Genomic DNA, 26558 nt, shown 5'->3' with positions numbered 1-26558 from the left:
TTATATAACGATATGCGTAAAAATAAATGAATAAAAAGAGCGCTAACATCTGTTAGCACTCGGCTTTTTTATAAAATAAAGCAACAAATTCATATAAAAGAAGTTCAGCAAAGATGTTCCTCTATGCCACTACAACTATTTCCTTGTTATAACTTTTTTTACATTCAGTAGATGTTGTCTTTATTTAATCTTTTGGATAAAGGCGAACTTTAATATCCGTCGGTGGAGCATAATAAGGCGCAGATGTCACCAGTAAGTTGACGCCTGTCTGCGCATATTTTTCAATTGTGTTTAAGTTAATACCACCAGCCAAGGAAAGATGGCAGTGAGGTGCAATGTGAGGCACTTCTTGTTGTAGCTGTGCGATATCGTCAATAGAGAACTTATCGAGCTGTAAAATATCAGGCTGTGCTTTTAACGCCTCTCTTGCTTGTTCAATATCATCAGCTTCTACAACAATGCATTTTTCAGGTGCCGCTTGGCGTAGCTGCTTAACATGTTGCGCCCAATTATTAGGCTCTGACAAAAATCGACGATGGTTAGCAAAGAGCAAAATAGTTTCTGAGCAACCTTGGCGATGAATGACACCACCGCCCGCCAGTACGGCTTGGGTCGCGAGTAATTTAGTATTAGGGATATTTTTACGTGTACACGCAATTTGCCCTTTAGGTTGATAGCGGTGATAAATATCTAGCATTCTTGCCATATAATCACTCACGCCACAACTCCACTCAAGAACGTTTTGTACCACTTTCCAGCCTTGATGTAGTGCATCAGCACGGCCTTCAGCCATAATTAAGCAATCACCTGCATTAGCAAAATCGCCATCTTGTTGATGTGCGATGACTACTAATCCTAATTTTTCCAATAAGCGACAACCTAGAGTGATCCCACTGACGCAACCTGCTTCACGGCGTGTAAAAGTCATTGTGCCTAGTTGGTTACCAATATTCAGAGCTCGGCTGGTGAGATCGCCATATTGGATATCTTCCATCAACAAATTATCAAGAAAGGCATCAGGATAATAAATCATAGAGTTAGCTCACTTTCAGGAACAACATCCCAAGAAACCATTGCCCAATCACGAGTTGGCGAAATCAATGAAGCACCTTTTTCAATGCTTTCATGATAGTAATTTGTTAGGCGTATAATTTCGTCTTCACTTAAAGGCCCTACGGAGAAGTTGATGCCTTCAATAAATTGCTCAAGGCTATTGAAATTACTCTGACAATTACGGCTACGAATGTAATCCACTTTAGGGTGAATACCCATTTGGTTTAGCATATTCACAGCATAAATGTACGTTGGAAGCGTAGGAACCTCACGACCCAATAAGCGAATAATGCGTTGATCAACAAAGGTTGGTGAAACAGTATGAGTGGTATAAACACGTAATTTCGCTTGGCGATTAAGTTTGATTAATGCAGCTTTTAAATCCATCACTAAAGTTGAACGTGAAGCGACGGCGATATCACAACGAGGAAGCTCATCCCAGCTATCTTCCCATGAACACGTTATAAATTCTGCGTGGTTGATGCCTGCTTGTTCGGCTCTGCGTTTAGCGACCGCTAACATTCCTGTACTGTAATCAATGCCAATTATTTTTTTGAATTTATCTGCAACATGAATACTGATAGAGCCAGGACCACAACCTACATCTAATAGGGTTTCAGCACCGGTAAAATCCATCATTTCACGGAATTTTATTAAATAGGGATCGTTAGGATTGGCACAGGTTTCTGCCATTTTTTCAGCACGTTTATCCCAATGCTCTGGCTCTTTTTTGGTTCTTTCAGCCTGTACCATGTGGTTTTTATAAAGTTCAGCAAAATCCGTGGTTTCAATTGTGTTCATATTCTTGCCTATGGTCATTTTTATTATCAGAGTAAGCGTGAAAATGCGCCTGAATATCTGTTGGTTGTACACCATAAAGGTGCGCTAAATTGTCGGGTGTCAGCAAAATGTCAGGCCTATCTTGCAAAACGGGCACATGAGGTGTCAGTAAAATGACATCATCTGCCAAAGAAGCGGCATGTTGAGGGTGATGTGTAGACATAAAAACACTGATCCCTAATGCTTTTAATGCTTTAACTTGGGTAAGCAATTTGATTTGATTACCAAAATCAAGGCTTGCAGCGGGTTCATCCATAATCAACAATTTGGGTTGTTGCACTAAAGCGCGTGCAATTAATACCATCTGTTTTTCACCGCCACTTAAGGTATCAAAAGTTCGGTGAGCAAGATGAGAAAGCGAGAGCATTTCTAAGGTTTCCATTGCCATCGTTTTATCTTGTGAGCTAGGCATAGAAAAAAAGGAGAGATGCGCACCTCGCCCCATGACAACCATATCAATAACATTGAAAGAAAAGGGGATATGTGTTGCTTGAGGAACATACGCCACGACTTTGGCAAGTTCTGTTGGTGACCACTCACTTAGTGTTTTACCCGCAATATTAATCTCACCATCAATACAAGGTATCAGACCTAATAACGTGCGCATTAATGTCGTTTTTCCACAACCATTGGCACCTAATAAGCAAATTATTTGCCCTTGTTCGATACGAAAGGAGAGATCTTTAATTAAGGATTTACCTTTGTAACCAATGGAAAGTCGATTGGCATTAGCAATGATCATCAGCCTTTCCTCGTTCTAAGTAACAACATTAAGAAGAATGGCGCACCAATGGCAGAGGTTAAAATACCTAATGGAAGTTCAATATTGGCAATCGTGCGGGCTAATGTATCAGTGATTAATAACATAATAGCGCCAACAAGCAAGGAAACAGGCAGTTGCTGGCTAAAGTTAGCACCCACTAACAACCTTGCAATATGAGGCACAATTAAACCTAACCAACCAATAATACCCGCAATAGAAACTGCACTTGCGGTGATTAATGTCGCAGACAAAATAAAGATAAGCCGTGTGACCTCGACATTTAAACCTAATGCTCGGGCTTCTTCATCAGATAAACTGAGTATATTCATACGCCAACGCAGTAAAATTAACGGAATAAAACCCACTAACATTAAAGGCGCAACAGAAATGAGATCAGAAGCTGTAATGGTCGAAAGCCCACCTAAGAGCCAAAAGGTAATTGAAGGCAATTGAGTATAAGGATCGGCGAGAATTTTCATTAATGAGATTGCAGAGCCACATAGTGCACTGATAGCAATACCAACTAATACAAGCGAAAGCACTGGATCATGTTGTTTCGCAAGTCTCGCAATAAAGTAGACTAGAGCAACCGTTGCTAAACCACCCGCAAAAGCGAAAAGTTGAATCGACAACATTGATTGCCCAAGAAAAATACCTAAAACTGCGCCGACACCAGCACCGGACGAAACACCAAGAATATCAGGTGATACTAAAGGGTTACGAAACATGCCTTGATAAGCCGCACCTGCGATCGCCAATCCTCCACCAATTAAGATTGCCGCCAGAACGCGAGGAAATCTTATTTGCCAAAAGACAGTTTCAGTTCGACTGTATTCTACATTGCCGGTTAATTTATTACCCACTAGCGTCCACAGCTCATTGGTAGTAAGTGAATACTTACCACTTGTGATCGCAATTAACGCGACAATGGAAAATAACGCCAAAAGAAGTGTGATGCGTGCCGATTGACTCATGAATACCCCAGCAATTGCTGACATTGCTCCGCACTTAATTGCGTATGGTAAAAATGAGCAAAGTAATTTTGCAGATCGCGAACCGCTTGTTTTTCGATTCGAGGATCGAAATGGCCCTGTAGGCGGCGCATTCCCATTAAACGGTTGATACCCGGAGGGCCATCTAACCAACCAAATGGTAAACCTTTAAACAGTAATACTTTGTTGTTTTTAACGGCTTGAATGCTTTTCCATACAGAGTCTTGCATTATTTGCTGATAGGCGTTTTCATCTTGTGTGATGATAATTTCAGGGTTCCACATTAACAGTTGTTCTGGTGATACATCCGTTAACCCGGTGAAATCAGGAACATCGACGACATTTTCAAAACCTAATGCCTCAATGGCTTCTGTATGAATTGAGTGCCTTGCACCCGTTTGTAATCCTTTTGCACCACGAGCAAGATAAAAACGCGGGTGCGCTTTTTGTTCAGAAGCAAATAGGGCTGCATCATTAAGGTATTGCTCTGCAATTAGCGCTAATGTTTCTGCTCTTTCTGTAACACCTAATAAAGCGCCTGTTTGACGTAACTGAGCTGGGCTGTCTTTTAATGTGCCATCAATTAACACATAAGGCACACCCGTTTGATCGGAAACACGTTTCGCTAATGAGCGATAGGTTTCATCTACATTACCACTATCAATAATGATATCGGGCTCTAACATCAGTAAAGCTTCTAAAGAGAGAGTACTTCCTCGTCCAGACAAACGCCCTAAACGGGGTAATTTACGCAATTTATCTGAAAATAAAGAACTTTTTTCTAAATTAAGTGAGGAAAAACCTAATAGTTTTTCAGGGGCTAATGCGAGTAACAATTGATCAGTTGGCGGTCCTGCACTGATCACGCGATGGATCGCGGTTGATGCTGGAACATGACCAAATTGTGCTGCAATACGCGAGGTTATTGCGGCTCTTACCGAATGTGGAAGCGCTGATAATGTCGCAATGGTTGTGAGGTAAGTTAGAAATTGTCGTCTACAGATTGCCATAAGTTCACACTTTTTATTGTTTTACGTTGGTATCGTTATTTCATTTATTATATAGCGATGAATACTATATTTCCTTTGGCTTAAGTCAAGGGATCATCAGTCAAAATCAAATCTAGGCACACATCTGAAAAACTTTATTCGAAATAGTGTATAACCTAAGGCTATAATCAGTGTTCTTGGAAAATTAAAGCGCGTATTAATACGAATGTTTTTGGATAGTTGCGATATAAAATGAAGAAAAAACGCCCCTCATTACAGGATGTAGCTTCACGTGTTGGTGTCACCAAAATGACGGTTAGTCGTTTTTTGCGTAACCCAGAACAGGTCTCTGAAGCTTTACGAGAAAAAATTGCGCGCGAGTTAGATAGTCTTAATTATATTCCTAATCGTGCTCCTGATATTTTATCTAATTCTACCAGTCATGCGATTGGGGTATTACTACCTTCTTTAACTAACCAAGTTTTTGCTGAAGTTATTCGTGGTATTGAATCAGTGACCGATAAATACGGTTATCAAACCATGTTAGCGCACTACGGATATCGTGCTGAAAAAGAAGAAGAACGCCTACTTTCATTGCTCTCTTATAATATTGATGGACTTATTCTTGCAGAAAGAACACACACGCCAAAAACAATAAAAATGCTAGAAACAGCAGGGATCCCTGTGGTGGAAATCATGGATAGTGTTTCACCTTGTTTTGACTCTGCTGTAGGCTTAGACAACATTGAAGCATCACAACAGATGGTCAGTGAAATGATCAAGCGTGGCTGTAAGCGTGTTATTTATCTTGGAGCAAGACAGGATGAACGTACTCTCATGCGTTTAAAAGGCTATGAAAGTGCAATGCAAAATGCAGGCTTACCTATTGGTAATGTGATGACGCCAAAAAGCTCATCTTACTCATTAGGGGCTGAATTATTACATGCAGCACGTAAACAATATCCTGATTTAGATGGACTTTATTGTACCAATGATGATATCGCTATTGGTGCTGTTTTTGAGTGCCAACGTTTAGGAATTTCAGTGCCTAATGATATCGCCATCTCAGGTTTTCACGGACATGACGTAGGGCAAGTAATGACGCCTCGTCTGGCGAGTATCTTGACTCCCCGTGATGAAATGGGGCAACAAGCTGCTGATTTATTGCTTAAACGAATGAAAGGTAAAATTGCTCGAGGACAAGTTATTGATGTTGGTTTTCGCATTATTACAGGTGAAAGCATATAATAATTTAACTTATTGATAATATTCACATTTATTATTTAATAACCCTATTGTTATGAAATAATTAACAGTAGGGTTTTTTATTGAGCCTTAAATAAATATCGAGTTACTTCTCCAATATTTTGTTGTCAGTATGTAGATCATCTTACTTTCATTTGCGAGTCGCCTCACATTTTCACTTCTTAGTTGATTTTCGTTGTTGTATTTACCTTATCACTTCGGATATGTTACCCGTAACAGTTACGGGTAACATTACAAAAAAGACTTAATATCTGCCTTAAAGGAGCATTCTATGAACGATACCCAATCCCTACACCATGTTTTTATCTTAATGGGGGTATCAGGCAGCGGTAAATCTGCGGTCGCAAGTGGTGTAGCACAACGTACAGGTGCTGCATTTTTGGACGGTGATTTCCTCCATCCTCGCTCAAATATTATTAAAATGGCATCAGGCCACGCTTTAAATGATGAAGATCGTAAACCTTGGTTACAAGCATTAAATGATGCCGCATTTGCAATGCAAAGAACTAATAATGTTTCGTTAATTGTTTGTTCTGCATTGAAAAAACAGTATCGAGATATGTTAAGAGACGGTAATCAATGCCTGCACTTTTTATATTTAAAAGGTGACTATGAGCTGATTGAAAGTCGCTTAAAAGCACGTAAAGGGCACTTCTTTAAACCTCAAATGTTAGTGACTCAATTTGAAACCTTAGAAGAGCCAACAAAAGCTGAAAACGATGTGTATGAAATTGATATTTCAATGCCACTCGATGATGTGATTGAAAGTGTAATTAATAAGATAAATTCAGTCACTCAAGGGACTTTTGAAGGGGAAACGGTATGAGTACATTAACACTGGTGCTAACGGCAGTTGGCTCTGTTTTATTACTGCTCTTTTTTGTGATGTATGCACGTTTGCATGCTTTTATCGCATTAATGATTGTTGCAATTGGCGCGGGTCTTTTCTCGGGTATGCCTTTGGAGAAAATTACCCAAACCATGCAAAACGGAATGGGAGGGACTTTAGGTTTCCTCTCTATCGTCGTCGCTCTGGGTGCGATGTTTGGTAAAGTGCTACATGAAACAGGGGCATTAGACCAAATCGCCGTCCGATTATTAAAATACTTTGGTGAGAAACGAGCCAACTACGCATTAGGTATTGCCGGTTTAATTTGTGCTCTCCCCTTGTTCTTTGATGTTGCTGTTGTCTTATTAATTGGTGTTGTATTTGCCGTTGCTCGCCGTACTGGTGGCAATGTGGTGAAAATGGCTATCCCTCTGTTTGCTGGTGTTGCAGGTGCTGCTGCCTTCTTATTACCGGGACCAACACCAATGCTGTTAGCTGACCAAATGAACGCTGATTTTGGTTGGATGATTTTAATTGGTTTATGTGCAGCTATTCCTGGCATGTTACTCGCTGGCCCTATCTTCGGTAACTTTATTAGCCGTTACGTTACCTTAGAATTACCAAAAGATTTAACTGAGCCTAGTTTAGGTCAGAATAAAATGCCTTCTTTTGGTTTCAGTCTTGCGCTTGTGTTATTACCGTTAGTGTTAGTGGGATGCAAAACCATCGGTGCACGTTTCGTTGAGGAAGGTTCTCAACTCTATAATATTCTTGAATTTGTTGGTCATCCATTTATTGCAATCCTTGTGGCTTGTTTAGTGGCTATTTACGGTCTTGCGATCCGTCGTGGTATGAGCAAAGAAAAAGTAATGGAGATTTGTTCTGCTGCAATCCAACCTGCGGGGATCATTTTACTGGTAACAGGGGCTGGCGGTGTCTTTAAGCAAGTATTAGTAGATTCAGGTGTTGGCCCTGCATTAGGGAATGCCTTAATTGGCGCAGGTATGCCAATCGCAGTAGCGTGTTTTATTCTGGCAGGTGCAGTACGTGTTATTCAAGGTTCAGCAACGGTTGCTTGTTTAACCGCAGTGGGTTTAGTTTTACCAGTGATTAATGAGTTGGGTTACAGTAGCGCTCAAATGGCGGCATTATCAGTGTGTATCGCGGGTGGCTCTATTATTCTTAGCCATGTCAATGACTCAGGTTTCTGGTTGTTTGGTAAATTTACTGGTGCAACAGAAGCACAAACTTTAAAAACATGGTCATTAATGGAAACTATTCTTGGCACAACAGGTGCTGTGATTGGTATGATTTTCTTCGCATTTCTTTGATACCTAATCTTTGTGTTTCAAATTATTAGCGCGTCTTTTGACGCGCTTTTTCATTGCTATAAATAACTATCAAATATGACAGAAAATATCTCATTTCTCATTAACCTATAGGTTTCTTTATTCGGTGGGCATATTTAGGGCTATCATATATGGTTGACTATAATTCGCTTTTTATTAAACACACGGATTGTAATATTCATACAATCACGCTTATACGTGATTCGATTTTAGCATCAAGTAATAAGCTACAAGATAAGCTTAATTTACTCGATGAAATGGAACTTCTATTCAGCAAGATGTTAGATAATTCCCGCTTATTAACTCAATTTTTAAATGAAGTTGATACACATTTTACGCATAGCCGAGGAGAGATAGAAAATTTCTCAGATTGGCTAAAAAAAATTAAAGAGAGCGCTAGCAATATTGATAGGCTTTCTAGTCAGGCGAACCTTTTATCAATCAATTCAGCGATTGAAGCCGGGCATATAGGGCGAGAAGGTGCGGGATTTTCCGTCTTAGCCCAAGAGATGAAAAAATTATCATTAGAAATCCAAAATCAGGCTTCTTCTATTGCTAGCATTAATAATAATCTAGGTGCGCGCTTTATTCCCGTTAAAGAAACTACAGAAAAAAACCAAGAGCAGGTTCAACAAATAAAAATACAGGTTGAAGAAGGGCATCAAAATTTAACATCATTGTCAGAGCAAGCAAGCGAGCTTAAACATATTTTTACCTTTATTTCGATGCAGCAATTTTTTAATACCGTCAAACTCGATCATGTTTTATGGAAAGAAGCGATTTATATCCATTTATTAAATCATGATGATGAGCACTGCGTTAATCAGCACACTGAATGTCGATTAGGAAAGTGGTATTACCAAGGTGATGGACGGAAATTCGCGGGTAAAGAAGCCTTTCGTCGTTTAGAAGAGCCACATAAATTAGTCCATGAGTGTGGACGTTTAGCACTAAGCGCCAATATCAATGGTGATCAAGACGCAGTAACGCAATATATAAAACAGATGGAACAAGCCAGTGTTGATGTTATCAAGTATGTGGACGTTTTATTAAACTGAGCGGCTGACTAATTAGATAAATAAAAATCAGAACATCAAAAAGGAGCGATAAGCTCCTTTTGGTGTGTTGCACTGTATAGATCAGCTTTTGTTTATTAAGGTATTTAATTGGCTATAAAGTGTGTTTGCACTGCTTTCATAACCTTCACGAGAAAGATGAACACCATCAGGTCTTGCTAAATCATAGAGAGCCCAAACCTTTATTGAACATTCGCCTCCCATATAATCACGCCAATCCCAAAAGAGTGTTTTCTCTTGTTGTGCCACCTCTTTTTGAATACGGATGATATCACTTAGCCATTGAGGTTGTTGTGAACGGCAATCAGGGGCTTCTTTATTTTTAACTGAATCAGAAGGCCCAATTAATAAGATAGTGCTATTAGGCGCTTGCTGGCGAATTTGACGAATTTTATCCGTAAGCTGTTGGCGATAAGCAATTAAATCAAAGGTGTCATTAAAAGCTTCATTTGTACCATAAGCTAAAATCACCATATCAGGATGTAATTGTCCTAACGTTTCAGTCCACTGTGCGCCCCATTTATCCATCATATTGATAGTGGCACCATTAATGCCTAATGAAGAAAGCATTACCCCAGGTTGTTGATTGGTGATCAACCAACCGCCTAATTTAACAGGCTGGTTTTTGTTAACGGTAATGCTGACAGGGAATGTCATCGTTGTCGGGGTTGAAAACTGCCATTTACCTTGTGTTTGCGAAAGTGAAAGGACTTTGCTTGTCGATGACTGTACATTCACTTGCGCTGTTGTTGGCGTTTTATAAAGTGCTTGTAACTGATAACGTTGCTGAGTTATTGGGTTTTCAGATAACTGTAATTTTGCCCATTTCGCTTGAGGTTCACTAATAAAACCCCCTAATGGGAAATCAGGATCGCTATCTTTTCTGCTAGAAAGCAGTGTCCATGCTTTTTTGTCACTTTGGTATTGTACGTTTGCAATACGCTGACCAGCTACATTCGTCGGGGGAATAAAACCAATACCGCCATTACCATAGTCAGCCTGAAAACGTTCACGCAACTTACCACTGAAAAAATCAGCCGCAGTATGGGAATCCCCTAACTGGACAATGTGAACAGTTTGGCGACCTTGCTGGAGTTTCTTAACAAAGTCTGCAAAGTGAGGATCATGATAGTTATAAAGCTGTCTTGAACCATCAGCAGGTAATACGGATGGTGTGGGGAGCTTTACTGTTTTTTCAGTGTCTTGGTTACAAGCGACTAAGAGTGAAACTAAAGCCAGTATGATTGAGCTACTGATTAACGTTTTACGCTTAAGGATGTGCGTTATTTGTTTCATTTACAATAACCGTGTTTTTATCTTTTATATCATCGGCTGCATTATCTTCTTTACTTTCTTCTTGAAGATGAATACGTGAGAATACGTGCTGAGCAATAATTTGCTGACCTTTTAAGCTAAAATGAATGCCATCACCGGCTCTTAACTTAACACGGCTACTACCATCACCCATATAATCAGAATAAATATCTTTTTCATATTTAAACATATCATTGACGGAAAGGTAAATTTCGCCCATTTTCTCAGCTTCTTCACGATAAAGTTTATCGAGATATGCCATACCTTTAGATAACTTCTGCTTGCGCATATTAGGTGGTCCAACCCAAATAACAGTGACATTATTCTGTCGAGCATTTTCTATAATGCTTGCAATACGCGCTCGGTAGGCTGACTCCCATGCTTCACTCGCAAATTTTAAGTAACGTCCTCCGCCATCAGGTGGCATATCCCAAGGATCGTTAGGACCTAAAAAGACCACTAATAATTTGATAGAGTCATCACTGGCTAAACGTGTCGCAATAGTTTGTGGCCAATTGAAAAAGCGTGGATAAGCAAGTCCTGTACTTTGTTTACTTAAATCGATACTGTTGATGTTGTAATCTGTTTTCAGTTGACGCTTAAGTAAAGGTGCAACACCTTGCATCATTGAATCGCCTGCAAATAACACTTTGTCTTCTGATGATAAGGTAATTTCTGTTTTCTGAACGATGGGTTTTAAGGCTTGTAAGGCGTCATCAGACACATCCGTAACCGAATGGTAGGGTAATCCACTCATTGCTTGCTTACGCTCTAACAGTTGAGGGAAGCGTTGCGTTAATTGAGTTGCTGGTCGCGTATACCCGTTAAAGAAGTGTAGGCCAACAGCAAAGCCTTCAGGAAGTTGCTCAGGCGCTGAGGTTTGTACTATTGGTTTTGCCTGATTATCAGGATGATTAACTTGCAGGTAATCACCATAGCTTTCTACCGCAACGAATACGCCATCACGCAGCTGCCCCCCGACTTGCCAAGCATAATAGTGAGAAAGCCCAGACCAAGGTGCTGGGCGGTGATATTGTTGCTGCCAAAAGCGCTCTAGTGATGTTTGGTTTAGCCAAATCAACAGGATAGTACTAAAGAGTACCATTAAGGCGACTTTTGCTGTCTTTTTTAAATTTGAGCAGAAATCAAAAGCTGGCATAAATAAATCCTGGCACCCCATCTGGAGACAACATAAAAATAATCGTGAGGATCAACGCAAGTGGTAGAGGATAAACATACCACGGCACTCTTTTCTCAAGACGAGCCACAATATCCCTTAATGTCACAAAGCAAGGGTAAAGTAAAAAAAGTCCCCAGAACATAAAGAGGGTTAAGCCTTCAGCTTGTAGTGATGCCCAAGCTCCCACACTAAAGAGTTGCTGGATCAAGACCAACGCATCTCCCACGGTTTGACTGCGGAAAAATATCCATGCAAAGCAAACAAAGTGAAAAGTGATTATCCACGACAACAACATGTTTAATGACGATAACGCACTAGGAGGAGCATTTTTTTTCGTTGGAAAGAGGCGGTGTTTAATATTCAATAACACCACACCAATCCCGTGAATAGCGCCCCAAATAATGAAAGTCATGGCAGCGCCGTGCCATAATCCAGAAATCACCATTGCAGCAAAGGCATTAAAGTTCTGTCTAATCACTCCTTTACGATTACCTCCTAAAGGAATATAGACGTAATCACGAATAAAGGTAGATAAACTGATGTGCCACCGACGCCAAAAATCGGCTAAGTTTATCGCTAAATAAGGCGCATTAAAATTACGAGGTACGACAAAACCTAGTAATAAGGCAATACCTGTAACAAGATTGGTGTAACCCGAGAAGTTAAAATAGATATGCCATGCATAGGCATAAACAGCCGTCAATACTTGCCCACTTTGCGCTAAATTGGGGGCATTAAATACCGGATCGACATAATTTGTTGAGAACCAACCACTTAACCAAAAGAGTTTTGCGATAGCTAAAACAATCAGCATTATCGCCCCTTTATAATCAATGATTTTACGTGTTGGCGCCTGAATTTGCGGGAGAAATTCTTTAGCGCGATTAATTGGCCCCGCGACAATACTTGGGAAAAAGCATAAATAAAGAACGACATCCAAAAATGGCGCTTTAGGGATCTCTTTTCGGCAAACAGAAACGACATAACTGACTGAATGGAAAATATAGAAAGAGAGCCCTAATGGTGCAAGCAACTCAATAAGAGGTAGCTCAATACTGAGTCCCCATTGCTGGAATGTTTGCGTCAGTGTTTCTTGAAAAAATGAGTAATATTTAAAGGCGGTAAAATAGACTGCAACGAGTAACCCTAATAGCCAGTATATGACTTTAGAAGATGTGTACTTAGTTAATATGTTCGCCAGTAAATAAATAAACAGTGTATAGCTTAATAAGATAATCGCAGGACGATAATCTGCATAAAACAGAAAAGCATAACTAACTGTAATCAGTAGAATATTTTGTATCTTGACGTGCTTTTGGAAGAGCCAATATAGAACAAAAAAGCTAACAAAGGCTCCGAGAAACTCGAATGAAAAAAAATTCATAAATGGCTCTAAGGGTGTGATTTAAAAGTCATACCAAACGTGTTACCACATATATTATGAATTCTAAGCAGGCTTTCAATCAAAAGATTATCTTGTGATAAATAAAAGCCACTTTTCTCTAAAAAGAAAAGTGGCTTTTTGTCAGATGAAAGCTTGTTAAAGCTTAATAGATTAACTATCTTGCTTCGACTGCAACTGAACTTGAGTGATCAGTTTTTTATTTGAGTCGAACATTTCGGTCAGATAATCGTTATAACTTGAACCCAATTCTGAGTAACCTTTCAAGTCAGTGATTAACTGGCGAGAGTCGAGTTGTTGCTGCGTCATTCTTTGCTGTGCTCTTGAGGAGCGCAATGAATTATAGGCGCGGTGCGTATTGAGATTACGCATATAAGCAATCACTGAGCCTTCAATATCAGGGTAGGCTGCATAGCCTTTGGTTTTCCCTGGAACGTTATTGCAAGATTGACTCCCACATCGCATACCGAATAGATTATTATTTTGTTGTGCCAACTTCGATGTTCCCCAGCCAGATTCTGTTGCAGCTTGCGTTGCGACAAAGTGTGTCGGAATAATATCAACGCGAGTTAATAACGAATCCCAATTTACCTTTTTCGGGCTGGTACATGTAACGCCATAATATTGACAGATCTCACGCAATTTTTTTAAATCTGCGCTGCCCCAGTGCTGGGCTTTACGTTGGGCGGTTAACCACTCACGATCTTTCAAAATCTTATTATTAACATTGTCAATAATAGGAACTATGACATTTAAAAACGCTTTCTTACGCTGTGTTCCCGAAGGGTATTTTTTCAAATCTGGCAACGGTGTTGACGTGCTTTTGAAAGAATACGCTTGCAGTATATGGGAACTGCCGGTACTGGTTGAAGCAAAGCTTACACCAGTAAAGAGTAGTGAAATCAAGAAAGCGAAGACGGCACTTGTCCTCATCAATTGAGAGGGCATTGCTTCTCCTCGTTTAACTGGATAAAAATCGAACGAATACTAGCAAATTACTTTTTTCATATCTACAAAATATCGCCTCACATTAGGATAACTACGAGTGATTTGTTAAAAAAGTGTATAAGTTTTACTGGAAAGCCTCGTTTTATAATCGCTTTTTTCTTTTAACAAAAAGTGCTTTTTTGTTCTAAACTTAAATTTATCTTATAAAAAAAGACGTGACTTAACCCAAATTTAGCAAAATTAAGCATTTTTAATGTGTCAATTTTGTTTGTTATTTAGTCAATTTTTGTTGTTTTTGGTCTAGTTTTATTATCAATTTCACGCGCTTTTTCTGTTAAATCAGTAAAGTCCACTTCACTCCAGTAGGTTTTGGGATGAGGTAAGTTCTCCATCTCTTTTGTTGGCCAAAGCTGAAATTCTGCTAATTGTTCTAAAACGTAACCAGAATAAGTATTTGGTAATGTGAGGTAGTGGGGTGACGTTGTTTCCTCAAAAGGTAACACTGGATAGCGTTGGTCTGAGATATGATAATCACGCATTAAAACTAAAAATTTATCAGGAACTCGTTGCTGACTATCCCACCATTGTCCATCAATAACATCAAACCATTGTTGTGTTAATTGGCGAGGCTGAGCTTCTAACTGGTAGAGCGCAGAAGGAATAATACCTTGCATTGATTGATTATATTGCTCAAGGCTGGTGGCGTGGCCTTTTAAGATCAGTGTAAGAGAAAGCCTTGCGCCAATTAAATTGGAATAGAGATCTTCAGGTGAAAATGCTGAGATACCTTCTGAAAAACCGGGGACAGAACGAAAACCATACCACTGTGCAATTTCATGCCAGACAGCGAGGCGATAACCGAGGTGTGCGGCAAGATAGGCGCTTAAGGTATAACGTTCTAATTCGTTTTTAGGTGGCGTAAATGCATTAAAGTGGATCTTACGTTGTGCTAACTCATCACTTAGCGCTAATGTCCACTCTTGGCCTAATTTTGGAAAGATATGACTAAAGAGATAATAAGTATAATCTGCGGTGTCACGAATATGGGCGATATCTAGAAATCCCCCTTTGTGTGAATAAATTAAACCGGATTTTTCGCTTCCAATCCCTAATACTGCCACAGTACCGAGCCAAAAACTGTCGTTATAACGATGATTACCCAATGCAGAGGCTTCAACAACATTATCAATACGATAAAACGGGATAGGAATTTCGAACGCTTTAACTTTTAAGTTGTAACCAAAGGCACAACAAGGTCTTAAACCATTGGGTGCTGTTAACGGTGTAGGTGTTTGCCAAAGTTGTGTTGCTTCTTCGTGGGTAACACTATCAAGATTGGCATGCAGAGATTTAACCGGTGTGACTTGAGTGCAACCCGTAATAAATAAGAAGAAGACAATGGTATTGATAAAAAGAAACCGCTTAAACATCAAAATGCTTCACCTACTTGAAAATAGAATCCTGTACTTTCTTTACCGATACCAAAATCGAGACGTACATTCATGCGGGGTTTAAACTCAAATCGATAACCAATACCGATACTCGGCAACCAATGACCTTTACCTAAATCGCGCGCTTGATCGCTTAACGTACCGCCACCAACCCAAAGTGCAATGCCATGGCGCCAATCGAGTTTTTGGCGGTACTCTAATTGGGTTGAAAATACGTGATTATCTTGGTATCGGCCTTCATAATAGCCCCGCATTTGGTGCCCATTGCTTAGTTTTGACAATTGGCTCCAAGGCACATTGCCCGACGTAAAGCGTGCATAATTATCAAATGCTAATACCGCATTATTACTTAAAGGATAATAGTAGTTATATTGTATTTGGGTCGCATTAAAGCGATTATTACTGCCTGTCTTCGGTGAATAATGGGTATAGCTGATATCAAAAGCTTGACCTTGATAAGCATTCGGTAAGAAATCGCGACTATCGTAAGTAATGCGAGCTGTTATTCCCGAACTAGTTGAACGCAAAGGTAAATCGCGTGTACTCATATAGGCTTTAAAGGGGTCATCGGGGGCGGCTGCTTGTAGATTGGAGTAATCCCACCCTAAGCCTATATAGGTGTTTTTGGTAATTTGGCGCAGTAAAGTCGGTGTTAGACGCAATTCTTGAGAGCGAAATTCGCCAAAATGATCTTTTACTCGCCCTTCGTGATAACCCTCACCCCAATAATTGGTAGGGACATTGTTTAATCTACCAGTGAGATAAAAGCGCCAAGTATCATCTGCTAAATAGGTGTAGTTGCTAAAGGTCATACCAAAAGCACCCGTTGATGAGCCAAAGCCACTTAATGAGAAAGACGAAATTTTGCTATCAGGGCGACTATCTGCTTGATAAAGCCCAACAAGGGCAATCCCGACACCCAACTCTAATTCTGGTGTATAAAAAGGGCCCGGTAATATTCCCCAGTCGATAGTTTTACTGCGATCGAAGTTATTCTCCCCCCCTAAGCCCACTAACCATTGGTCTATTTGTTGTCTATCGGGAAAGAGTTGTGCTTGTGCGGTGTGTGAAGTAAAGAGGCTGGCAAAAGCCAGCCCCAAAATAAAAGGGTATTTAACCATTAAAAACGGAACTCACCTGAAACAAAGAAGCTATTACGGTTATTAAAACCGAGTTCTGTAATGACATTAAAGTTACGTGTGACTTCTAAACGGGCACCCACCGTTTGGTTCCATTTATGAGCAAGATGCTGTTCAACATCGAATTTCATGTCAGGATCATTTAAAGCTTGGATTAAACCTGAAAATGCGGGAGGAAGGTTTAAATTATTAATATTACCTTTAAAACGTTGAGTAATATCTTGGTACATTGCACCTGTCCATACTTGTAACTTGGTATTTCCTTGTCCAGCAATTAAAGGTGAAAAGACGAATTCATAACCGACTCGGGGTGAAATCACTAAGGCTTTAATATCACCGTCTAAGATATCGAGATTGGTTTTGGTGTAATTTAAATCAAAAGTAGCGAAATATTGGTTATACCCCCCTGCTAAAGTAAAACCACCACCATAAGTATTACCTTTGAAATCAAGGTCGAAAGGCATGCCTTCTATAAATGGTAAAGGCATACCACCCAAACTACCGCCATTTAGGATTGTTTTTGATGTACCTTTAGTTCGGCCATATAAGCCGTAAATATTCATAAAAGGGAATACCCAACTATCAAGCTTTAGCATATGCGTTTCACTTTTTTCACGCGTATGACCTGCATCTATTTTTAGTGCATCTGCGGTGGCAGGATTTTTAGGCATAATGAAACCTATTTTATCCACAATAATATCTTGGCGCAGATTCATATAGCTATAGCTGGCACCAAAAGGCTCGGGTAAATCATAACCACGGGCGCGAGCTTCATCGCCCCAAATCGGTAAAACACGAGATTGGCTTGCTGGGGTACGAGTATCTAATGAACCTTCACTATTTAAAGCAGTACCGCCAGACTGGCTAACACTTAAAGAAAGCAGTGGGCGATCGCTATCCGCGTAAGAAAAGCCAGTCACAAGAAGGGAGGCGGTTAATACCACCTTATTTAAATTAGAAAAGTTCATATATAACCCACAGAAAATTAAAAAAGTAAGTAGTAAAAGAGTAGTCGGAAATTTTAATCTTTTTCTTATTAATGATCACCAGCTATAAGTGCGATATACAGTAAGAGATACTTATATTTTGCGTTATCATAGTATTATTAAGGGATTATTAAGTAAAAAACCTTATTTTTTCTAAGCTAATCTTAATAAAAGTAGTCGATTTAAACTATAAAAGATAATGATTATTCTTCTTTTAATTATTACTTTTTATTATTTCGATAAAATGGCTATCGGGATAAGTTATTTGGGCAATAAAACGTTATGATAATAGCTATATCCTATGAACGCTTTTAAGAAAGGACCGTTATGACCTATCAGGAGCTTTACCAGTACGCTATTTTTATGCTCTCTCGTCGTGATTACAGTACAAATGAGCTACAACGTCGAATCGAACGCCGAATTCGTGAAACTGAGAAAGATTCACCTACTGCCCCTGAATGTTTGCCTCAAGTCATCGAACGCTTACTTGAAAGCCAATATCTTGATGACAATCGAACTATTTATAGTTTCTTTCGTAGCTATTTAAATAAATCCTATGGGCCGTTACGTATTCGTCAAGAATTACGCCTAAAAGGATTCCCTAGCGAAATTATTGATCGTGTATTAGAAGAAACAGATACCGATTGGTACGCACTCTGCCAAGATCTTAAAGAGAAAAAATTTGGTACAGACAAACCCAAAGATTTTAAAGAGAGAGCCAAACAAATTCGCTATCTGCAATATCGAGGGTTTACCTCTGAATATATTAATTCGCTATTTTAAGTCATTAACGCAGTGTCATTGCGATATCGGCTAAATTTTTATTATTCTCTTTTTTAAAATAGACTTTTTGATGTAAGAAGAAGTCAAAAGGAAAAGGAGATCGTATAAATTGTACTTCATCGTTTGTAATGGTTGAAATATAGTCAATATTTTCGGGTATAAAGCAGTAACCCTCGCCCTCATCAACACAATGTAAGACATCTGCCATCTCCGTTAACCCTAACGTGTGATATTGATATCCCTTATTTTTTAGTCTTTCTAAAATGGTTGTAAATATCGGATTTCGCAAAGAACTGCTTCTTTGTATTAAGGTTTCTTTGGCAAAGAAGGTTTTGGTATCTGGATATTTTTCAATCAGCTTTTTATTTACTAATAAACCGACCTTTTGTGTGCATAAATTAATCGCATTGATTTTTTTATAAGAATAATCAAATTCAAGAGACGAAATAACAAGATCAAACTCTTTATCAAAAAGTTCTTCGTTAATATTATCGATACAACCATCTTCTAACGATAATTTATATCGATTGTTTTCTTGTCGGATCTCCAATAATTTTGTTTTTAAGTCAGGATAATAAAGACCATCTAACTTGATACAAAGCGAGGTATTCTCCTCGTTTGAGTTCATTATTTGATTTTCAATTTTTCGGATTTTTTCATAATAAGGATACAAACGGTTATAGAGTGATTTTCCCGCGGGAGTAAGATCCATCCCATTTTTAGAACGTTTAATCAGTGATTTACCCAATTGGCTTTCAAGTTCATTAATACCATGGCGTAGTGCGGATGGGGTAACACGAGTTTGTTCTGCTGCTTTTACTAGACTTTGACAAGTCGCGACAGCAAAGAACTGGTTTATTTTTCGTGAGAAAAACATTCAGACATTCTCCACAAATCATATAAATCTCATATAAGTTATTTTTTAATAATCGCCCTGAGTGATATTTTTATATTGATGTTTATCAATAATGATTTTATAACGACTAAAAATGAAATAATTCCAAAGCTAAAGTTAAAAAGCGATATTATTGACTAATATTAATAATAAATAGTCGTATTTTTTATAAAAACAAAATCAAATGATTGATTACTTTTTATCAATCTATTTTACTTGTTGTTTGTCTCTATTTTTTACGCTTATCTTTTAATTGAAAACAGTAATTAGTCGGTAAAGAATAAAAAAACTCAATAGTAGCTTATAAAAAAGTCAATTTTCTTATTTTTTTTTCTTGATATTTTAATTTTCGAGATGAAATACAGATTTTATTCTCTCTATTTTAAATTAACTTATATTAGGAAAATATTTAATGAAAAACATTAATACGCTTTTAACAAAAATGAAGGCGAATACATCAGACATGATCTCGCTTAACGATTTAACACCATTATCGCTTCATGAAATTTATGCACTTAGTGAAGAAAAACTCAGTTGGCATGAAGCAAAAACATTATATAAAGAAGCACAAAAAGCCGCCAAAATGAGTAAAATCAATGAAGCACACTATTTAGCACGTCGTAATCCACAAGTGCAAAATGCAGTGGCTTTAGGAATGCGATCTCAGATTGCTCAAAGTAATACATTAGAAAATTGGATCCCAAATCGAGACAACTATTATGTCGATTCTAAATCTGTAGCATCGATGTTTTCGCCTGCGGGTTATTTAACAGAACTTTATCGTGAAGCGAAAGAAATACATGCTGAAAACCCAAGGTATCGCCTTAATAAACGCCGTCCTGATTTAGCAGAATTAGTACTTTCTCAAGAAAATATGGATAAAGAAATTTCAACACTGTCTTTATCAAATCAAATATTAACCACAGCATTACAATATAAATTAGGTAATGATAAAGATTTATTTCAAGAACTAGCAACACACCGTACAATGGGTGAAAATCCTTATCATCAACCTTATCAAACTATTCGAGAAACATTATTATTACACGATGGCTTGGTTGATAAATTAGTGAAAGCTAAGGATTCTCTTGATATTTTGGATACAGAATGGATCTCAACAATTATTTCATCGATTTCTCCTGAGTTATATACTATTTTAACAGAAGTAATTTCTGAAAATAATATTGATGAACTAGTAGAGAAAAATTTCGGAAATAAGGATATTAGTTTAAAAAATAATCTAAGATTCTTATCTGAATATTATTCTATTCCAGAAGAAGAAATATTACCATTATTTAATACACTTAAAGTAAATAATGAATTATCTTCAAAAGGCATGTTGATCTTAAATAAAATTATTCGCTTGCATAAAGCAACGGGGATCTCTGTTGATAATTTAATTATTTTAATTAAAACAAAAAATAATGATAACAATATTGATTCTGAGGTGATCCGCTCTATTCTTCATGTGCAATATATTATGGAGAAATACAATATTAATATTGAACAATCTATAGTGCTTAATGGTGCTAATATTAATGAAAACACATTAAATAATTCCTTGTCTCTATTTGATGTTTTATTTAATTCTCCGCCTTTAGGTGAGTTAAAATTTATTGCAGATAATAAAGCACTTGATTTTAATTCATCATCTCCAGATGATATTATACGTATTAATACCTTAAAAAGAGCATTTCATGCCGATGATATTGGTATTGCTGCTATGTGGAAATTAGCTTCAGGTAAAACAACGGAATTTACTTGTTCTATAGAAAATATTTCACTGTTATATCGAGTATATTTATTGGCAACAGTACATGGCCTAGATATTTATACTCTTTCTTTATTACTCGATATGTTGTCAGATCCTTTTAGTAAACCCATTAATCAACAATCTTCATCGGATGATGCGGCTAATTTAATTTATACAATAGATAATTATTTAAAGTTTATTCAAGATTATAAATTGAATATTCCGGAACTATATGTAATGACGGCAAATCAATATGATTTGCGCTATACAAATGAAATAAAAAATCTTATTGAAGAATTAATGAATGTTAAGTTAGTTAATAATGCCTTATTATATCCACAGACAATATTAGAATCTTATTTACCTATAATATCTTCTTATTTTCATATTTCTTCTTTAAAGCAAGCTGGTTCCGTATGGATTACTCTGGAATCTACAGCTTCATTAAATTTAACTATTTATAATTTTGTTGATTTAATCAATAAGGAAGATAAAACACAAGAGGATAAAAATAATATTATTACTTATATACAAAATTTATGCCAAATGATCGCTATTTTTGCTAAAATAGGCTTAAATGAAGATGAGATAGATATATTGGGGGGGCAACGTGCGATTGGTAATGAAATAATCCTTCCAAATATCAAGTCAATAAAAGATTTATCTGATTTTCATCATTTTTATTTAGATAAAATAAGTAATAAAGAGGAGCTGTTAAACATTATTATAGGTAGAGATCGAGCTTCAACTTTATCAAAAATATATAAAGTTAGTGAAGATGTGATTAATCAAATAATCTCTCTATTGAAACTTGATGATGTGATTAAGTTTGATAATATCAAAGAAATTTCTAGCTATATTGATATGGTTAAAGTTTTTAATATTACACCAAATAATTTTGATTTATTAACTAAATTAAAATTTTCCATAAGTGGTAATAAAGAAGAAGATTATTTGAATTGGGATAGAGTCAGTAAAAACTTACAAAGTGGATTAAACGCTCAACAAGCTATTTTACTAAAAAATAAAATGGATGAAAAAAAGAGTGTTGCATTATGTTCATTTTATATTAATCAGTTTAGTGAGTTAAATTTAGTAACTAGTGATGATGTTTATTATTATTTACTGATTGATAATAAGATCTCATCTGAAATAAAAACCACAAAGATAGAACAAGCTATTGCAAGTATACAGCTATATATCAATGAATTTTTATCCTTAGATATGAAAGCTAATCACACATCTATTAAATCTCGTCAATTTTTTATAGATTGGGATAAATATAATAAGCGTTATAGCACTTGGAGTGGCATCTCTTTATTAACTTATTATCCTGAAAATTATATTGATCCTACAGTACGTATTGGTCAAACTAAAATGATGGATACGCTGTTACAGACGATCAGTCAAAATAGCATTAACAGTGATACAATTGATGATGCATTTAAAACATATTTAACTTCTTTTGAACAAATTGCTAATTTAGATGTAATTAGTGGTTACCATGATGGTGTGACATTAGAAGATGGAAAGACTTATTTTATTGGTCATAATGCATCAGAAAAAGCAAGTTATTATTGGCGTAGTGCAGATCATAGTAAAATAAAAAAAGGTGTCATGGCATCCAATGCCTGGACTGAGTGGACGAAAATTGAGAATGGTGCTAACCCTTACAATAATTTAATTCGCCCTGTTATTTTTAATAATCGATTATATGTTGCTTGGATTGAACGTAAAGAAGTTGAGAATAGAGAAATTGAAAATAAAGAAAAAACGACGTCTGTACCAATTTCTAAGCAGGCACATTATAGTTTAAATCTATCTCATATCCGTTATGATGGAACTTGGAGTTCACCTATTGATTTCCAATTTTCTAATAATATCATAGAGAAAAAAGAAGGGAATTTTCATTTAAGCTATGATCAAGAGCTTGATAAATTATACTTTTTAACTTATATCACTAAGGATACCTATGATGATGGAAATAAGGAGTATAATGTTTATTCTATTGATAATGAAATGATATTTTCTAATATATCGGACTCAAATGAAGAAAATGCAGAAAACATTTATATTAATGTGAAATCTGAATTTGATATAGTTGGTAAAGAATCCATTAATAATGTTAATAACAAATTTATGTTGAGAGGAAAATTTGCTTATTCTATTTCTCATGATCCTATTGATAATATAAAAACGACTGACTCTAAAAATGTTTCTCTTTCAGGCAGTTTAATTAATGGCGTAAGTATAGAATCGAAAAATGAAATGTTATCTTGTTATCTTTCCGCTTTTATTAACTGTGATGTTAATTATGGACATCTTGCTCCTGCATCTATTAAAGATATTTTTAAAGGTTTGTTAAAAGAGGGGGCTATATTAGAGGATATTGTTTATACTTCTGGTAGTGTCGGTAAGTTAGAAACTTTGGCTTTTAATATAAAAACTGATTATAGTTATTATTTGGGTTTTGATATTAATACAGATACAGTTTACTTCTTTATTTATGATAATAATAAAAATGCGATAATTAAAGGCTCAGATATTAATAACGGAGAAGACTATAACGTAGAACTGGCTTTTTTCACTAAACAGTCAAATAATTTATTAACTTATACATCGAAAAATGAAATCGCCTTTACGCTTTCTAATGAGTTAGGCGATGTATCGTTACAAAAATTTTTAAACACAGAAACGCCAAGATTTCTTTTTTCTGTTTCAGGAGAAACAAAGAGTGACTTGCTTCTGGGTGCATATGGGAAAATGATATCTTACCCATTGACTATTAGTGAGAGTGATTTAAATAAAGTTATCTATACTGATGATGAAATGATTGAAGATATTAAGATAACATTATCTTCTAATCCAGATAATAAAGTCACCTATTCTCTTGAACAATGGTCTAAAGCCAATACTTCTTTAAATGAAGGCAGTAATAGCTTCAATAGTAAAAATAATGTACTTAAGCTTGATGTGCCGCTAAGTGATTTTAATGATGATGGTGAATTAATATTAACTACAAAAGTAATAGCGGTTAATAAGAAACAAAAAGTTATTTCTGAAATCTTATGTTCTTTCAAAGTTAGTGAATTGGAAAATATAAATGAAAGTGTTATTAGCTTAAAAACAAATCGAAAACATGCTCAATATATGTCAATGACAGTAGCAAATAAACCTTTGTTAGTACGTTTAAATACGTTATTTGCACGCCAATTAGTCAAACGTGCGAATAAAGGAATTGATGCTATTTTAACATTAAGTTCTCAGAGGCTACCTGAACCTGCTTTGGATGAAGGTGCTGACGTACCGATGGATTTTAATGGTGCTAATGCCCTCTATTTTTGGGAACTGTTCTATTACACTCCGATGATGTTAGCAAATGTGATGTTAGAAGGACAAAATTACGATGAAGCTAATCGTTGGCTACGTTATGTATTTAGTCCAATTGGTTATATTGATAGTGATACTCATACTCATCGTGTTTGGAATTCGCAGCCATTGTTAGCAGATATAGCTTGGGATAATGACCAATTGGATTCAACCGATCCTGATGCTGTGTCACAAGCTGATCCAATGCACTATAAGCTGGCTACGTTTATGAAGTACCTCGATATTGTTATGGCAAGGGGAGACAGCGCTTATCGTCTACTTGAACGAGACTCTTTAAATGAAGCTAAAATGTGGTATGTGCAGGCGCTGAAACTGTTAGGTGCTGAAACGGAATCAGTCAGTGACGCTATTTGGTCTGCACCAAAACTAATTGATGCAGCATCAAAAACAACCTCAACACGCGTAATTCATGAAGTGTGTGACGATGGGGAGTTACCGCGTACTGCAAATACCTTAACTTCGGTTTTTTTACCGCAAATTAATGAAAAATTAGCGCAGTATCGAGACATATTAAAAGCTCGTTTGTTTAACTTACGTCACAATTTATCGATTGATGGACAACCGTTGTCACTGCCAATTTATACGACACCAGCAGATCCTAAAGCACTGCAAAATGCTGCCGTGCATCTATCACAAGGTGGTGGTGGTTTGCCAAATGCAGTGATGCCAACACAGCGCTTCCCTGTTATTTTAAATAGCGCAAAATCCGTGGTCAATCAGCTAATGCAATTTGGTAGCTCACTTTTTAGCATTACAGAACGCCAAGATGCACAAGCATTATCTGAATTATTGATCACTCAAGGTAGCGAAATTATTCTGCAAAATATCAAATACCAGCAGAAAATGCTGGAAGAGTTTGAGCATAATAAAAAAGCATTACAGGATTTACGTTCAGGTGCTGATAAACGCCTTACTTATTATAAAAAATTGTATAACCAGAATATTAGCACGCGAGAACAACAAGCCATGGATCTCTATTTGAGCTCTTCTGTGCTAAATACCGCAAGTCAAGGGCTCAATATGGCAGCAGCGGCTGCAGATCTTGTGCCAAATATTTATGGTATGGCTGTCGGGGGATCACGTTTTGGCGCTATTTTTAATGCAACATCAATTGCTCTGCAATTATCAAGTTCTGCCACCCGTATTTCCGCAGATAGATTAAGTCAATCAGAGTCTTATCGTCGACGTTATGAAGAGTGGGGCTCATTATGTGACACCGCACAATCCGAATTAGATCAGTTTGATGCTCAACTTGCCGCATTAGAGGTTCGTCGACAAGCGGCGAAACTGCAGTTAGATAGTATGAAGTTACAACAACAGCAAACACAAGAGCACTTAATCTTCTTGCAAAATAAGTTTACCAATAAAGCCCTGTATAGCTGGTTACGCGGTAAATTAATGGCGATTTATAAACCTTTTTACGACTTAACTGTTTCTCGTTGTCGTATGGCAGAATTGGCTTATCAGTACGACTTAGGTGAAACACAAACCTTTATTCGTCCAAGGGCATGGCAAGGTAACTATTCTGGTTTGATGGCGGGTGAAAGCTTAATGCATAACCTGATCCAAATGGAAAACAGCTACTTTGAAAAAGATAACCGTGTATTGGAAATCACCAAGATTGTGTCGTTGGCCGATGTGTATCAAGGTTTAAGCAGCAATAAGTTTGGTTTTGAGCAAGTCGCTGATGTGATTAACAAATCGAAAACACAGCTTGGTACGGCTGAAAATGGTATTAGCTTAAAAGACGGACAGCTACAAGCCTCTATTAAGCTCTCTGACTTAGCAATAGGAAAAGATTATCCTGCTGATTTAGGTAAATTGCGTCGCGTTAAACAAATTAGTGTGACATTACCTATGTTGACAGGTGCTTATCAGAATATTCGTGCAGTGCTGAATTATGGTGGTAGTGCAGTGAAACCTCGAGGCTGTAGTGCGATTGCGATTTCTCATGGCATGAATGACAGCGGCCAGTTCCAACTGAATTTTAATGATGATCGTTATCTACCATTTGAAGGTTTACCAGTGGATGATACCAGTACACTGACTTTAAGCTTCCCTGATGCAACAGATAAGCAAAAAGAGATGTTACTGACATTAAACGACATCATTCTCCATATTAATTACACCATTCGTTAATTATCCAAATCTTAATTAATT

19 protein-coding genes are annotated in these 26558 nt (G+C 37.1%); 6 read left to right on the top strand and 13 right to left on the bottom strand.

What is annotated here, in order from left to right:
• Positions 1–184: 184 nt before the first annotated feature.
• The 5 genes from modD to H1225_RS13620 are packed head-to-tail and all read right to left on the bottom strand — an operon-like array spanning position 185 to position 4658.
• A complete protein-coding gene (gene modD / locus H1225_RS13640; RefSeq protein ID WP_161727390.1) occupies positions 185–1033 on the bottom strand; it encodes a ModD protein in 849 nt (282 codons plus the stop codon).
• Complete coding sequence (locus H1225_RS13635; RefSeq protein ID WP_109848172.1) at positions 1030–1854, bottom strand: class I SAM-dependent methyltransferase; 825 nt, start codon at positions 1852–1854, stop codon at positions 1030–1032. Before H1225_RS13635 ends, modD begins: the two co-directional genes overlap by 4 nt.
• The gene (locus tag H1225_RS13630) at positions 1841–2635 is read right to left on the bottom strand and encodes an ABC transporter ATP-binding protein (RefSeq protein WP_109400081.1); all 795 of its coding nucleotides are present in this window, start codon (positions 2633–2635) and stop codon (positions 1841–1843) included. Before H1225_RS13630 ends, H1225_RS13635 begins: the two co-directional genes overlap by 14 nt.
• Positions 2635–3630 carry a FecCD family ABC transporter permease gene (locus H1225_RS13625; RefSeq protein ID WP_109848173.1) on the bottom strand — a complete coding sequence of 332 codons (996 nt, stop codon included), beginning with the start codon at positions 3628–3630 and terminating at the stop codon, positions 2635–2637. The genes H1225_RS13630 and H1225_RS13625 overlap by 1 nt, the downstream gene beginning before the upstream one ends.
• On the bottom strand, positions 3627–4658 hold the full coding sequence (locus H1225_RS13620; protein ID WP_006536259.1) for an ABC transporter substrate-binding protein: 1032 nt from the start codon (positions 4656–4658) through the stop codon (positions 3627–3629). The genes H1225_RS13625 and H1225_RS13620 overlap by 4 nt, the downstream gene beginning before the upstream one ends.
• A gap of 231 nt (positions 4659–4889) precedes the next feature.
• On the opposite strand from H1225_RS13620, the gene gntR reads away from it, so the two are divergent.
• From gntR to H1225_RS13600, 4 genes are all read left to right on the top strand, one after another.
• Entirely contained in the window at positions 4890–5885 is a 996-nt protein-coding gene (gene gntR, locus H1225_RS13615; protein ID WP_072064428.1) for a gluconate operon transcriptional repressor GntR, read from the top strand.
• A gap of 289 nt (positions 5886–6174) precedes the next feature.
• On the top strand, positions 6175–6729 hold the full coding sequence (gene gntK, locus H1225_RS13610; protein ID WP_109400078.1) for a gluconokinase: 555 nt from the start codon (positions 6175–6177) through the stop codon (positions 6727–6729).
• Positions 6726–8063: a gluconate transporter gene (gene gntU / locus H1225_RS13605; protein ID WP_239739170.1), complete on the top strand. Its 1338-nt coding sequence runs from the start codon at positions 6726–6728 to the stop codon at positions 8061–8063. Before gntK ends, gntU begins: the two co-directional genes overlap by 4 nt.
• A 149-nt stretch (positions 8064–8212) precedes the next feature.
• Positions 8213–9139 carry a methyl-accepting chemotaxis protein gene (locus H1225_RS13600; protein ID WP_072064425.1) on the top strand — a complete coding sequence of 309 codons (927 nt, stop codon included), beginning with the start codon at positions 8213–8215 and terminating at the stop codon, positions 9137–9139.
• Between the two features lie 81 nt (positions 9140–9220).
• On the opposite strand, the gene H1225_RS13595 is transcribed toward H1225_RS13600, so the two are convergent.
• The 7 genes from H1225_RS13595 to H1225_RS13565 form a co-directional block, all read right to left on the bottom strand.
• The gene (locus tag H1225_RS13595) at positions 9221–10453 is read right to left on the bottom strand and encodes an SGNH/GDSL hydrolase family protein (protein ID WP_072064424.1); all 1233 of its coding nucleotides are present in this window, start codon (positions 10451–10453) and stop codon (positions 9221–9223) included.
• On the bottom strand, positions 10428–11630 hold the full coding sequence (locus H1225_RS13590) for an SGNH/GDSL hydrolase family protein (RefSeq protein WP_006536250.1): 1203 nt from the start codon (positions 11628–11630) through the stop codon (positions 10428–10430). Before H1225_RS13590 ends, H1225_RS13595 begins: the two co-directional genes overlap by 26 nt.
• The gene (locus H1225_RS13585) at positions 11617–13035 is read right to left on the bottom strand and encodes an MBOAT family O-acyltransferase (RefSeq protein WP_239739169.1); all 1419 of its coding nucleotides are present in this window, start codon (positions 13033–13035) and stop codon (positions 11617–11619) included. The genes H1225_RS13590 and H1225_RS13585 overlap by 14 nt, the downstream gene beginning before the upstream one ends.
• 171 nt (positions 13036–13206) lie before the next feature.
• Positions 13207–14001, bottom strand: coding sequence for a protein bax (locus H1225_RS13580; protein ID WP_072064422.1), 795 nt, complete (start codon positions 13999–14001; stop codon positions 13207–13209).
• A 275-nt stretch (positions 14002–14276) separates the two neighbouring features.
• Positions 14277–15431 carry a DUF4056 domain-containing protein gene (locus H1225_RS13575; RefSeq protein ID WP_006536245.1) on the bottom strand — a complete coding sequence of 385 codons (1155 nt, stop codon included), beginning with the start codon at positions 15429–15431 and terminating at the stop codon, positions 14277–14279.
• The gene (locus H1225_RS13570) at positions 15431–16573 is read right to left on the bottom strand and encodes a BamA/TamA family outer membrane protein (RefSeq protein ID WP_161724098.1); all 1143 of its coding nucleotides are present in this window, start codon (positions 16571–16573) and stop codon (positions 15431–15433) included. Before H1225_RS13570 ends, H1225_RS13575 begins: the two co-directional genes overlap by 1 nt.
• The gene (locus tag H1225_RS13565; RefSeq protein ID WP_161769641.1) at positions 16573–17559 is read right to left on the bottom strand and encodes a hypothetical protein; all 987 of its coding nucleotides are present in this window, start codon (positions 17557–17559) and stop codon (positions 16573–16575) included. Before H1225_RS13565 ends, H1225_RS13570 begins: the two co-directional genes overlap by 1 nt.
• Positions 17560–17904: 345 nt before the next feature.
• On the opposite strand from H1225_RS13565, the gene H1225_RS13560 reads away from it, so the two are divergent.
• On the top strand, positions 17905–18360 hold the full coding sequence (locus H1225_RS13560; RefSeq protein WP_072064419.1) for a regulatory protein RecX: 456 nt from the start codon (positions 17905–17907) through the stop codon (positions 18358–18360).
• Between the two features lie 4 nt (positions 18361–18364).
• On the opposite strand, the gene H1225_RS13555 is transcribed toward H1225_RS13560, so the two are convergent.
• Positions 18365–19237: a LysR family transcriptional regulator gene (locus H1225_RS13555; protein WP_161670886.1), complete on the bottom strand. Its 873-nt coding sequence runs from the start codon at positions 19235–19237 to the stop codon at positions 18365–18367.
• 430 nt (positions 19238–19667) lie between these two features.
• Between H1225_RS13555 and H1225_RS13550 the strand changes: the two genes are divergently transcribed.
• Positions 19668–26537 (top strand): Tc toxin subunit A-related protein, encoded by a 6870-nt coding sequence (locus H1225_RS13550; RefSeq protein WP_219515396.1) that lies wholly within the window; start codon positions 19668–19670, stop codon positions 26535–26537.
• Positions 26538–26558 lie beyond the last annotated feature (21 nt).

Source organism: Proteus penneri (genome assembly GCF_022369495.1).
In the GTDB taxonomy this organism is placed as follows: domain Bacteria; phylum Pseudomonadota; class Gammaproteobacteria; order Enterobacterales; family Enterobacteriaceae; genus Proteus; species Proteus penneri.
This window is presented reverse-complemented; position numbering and strand designations above follow the sequence as displayed.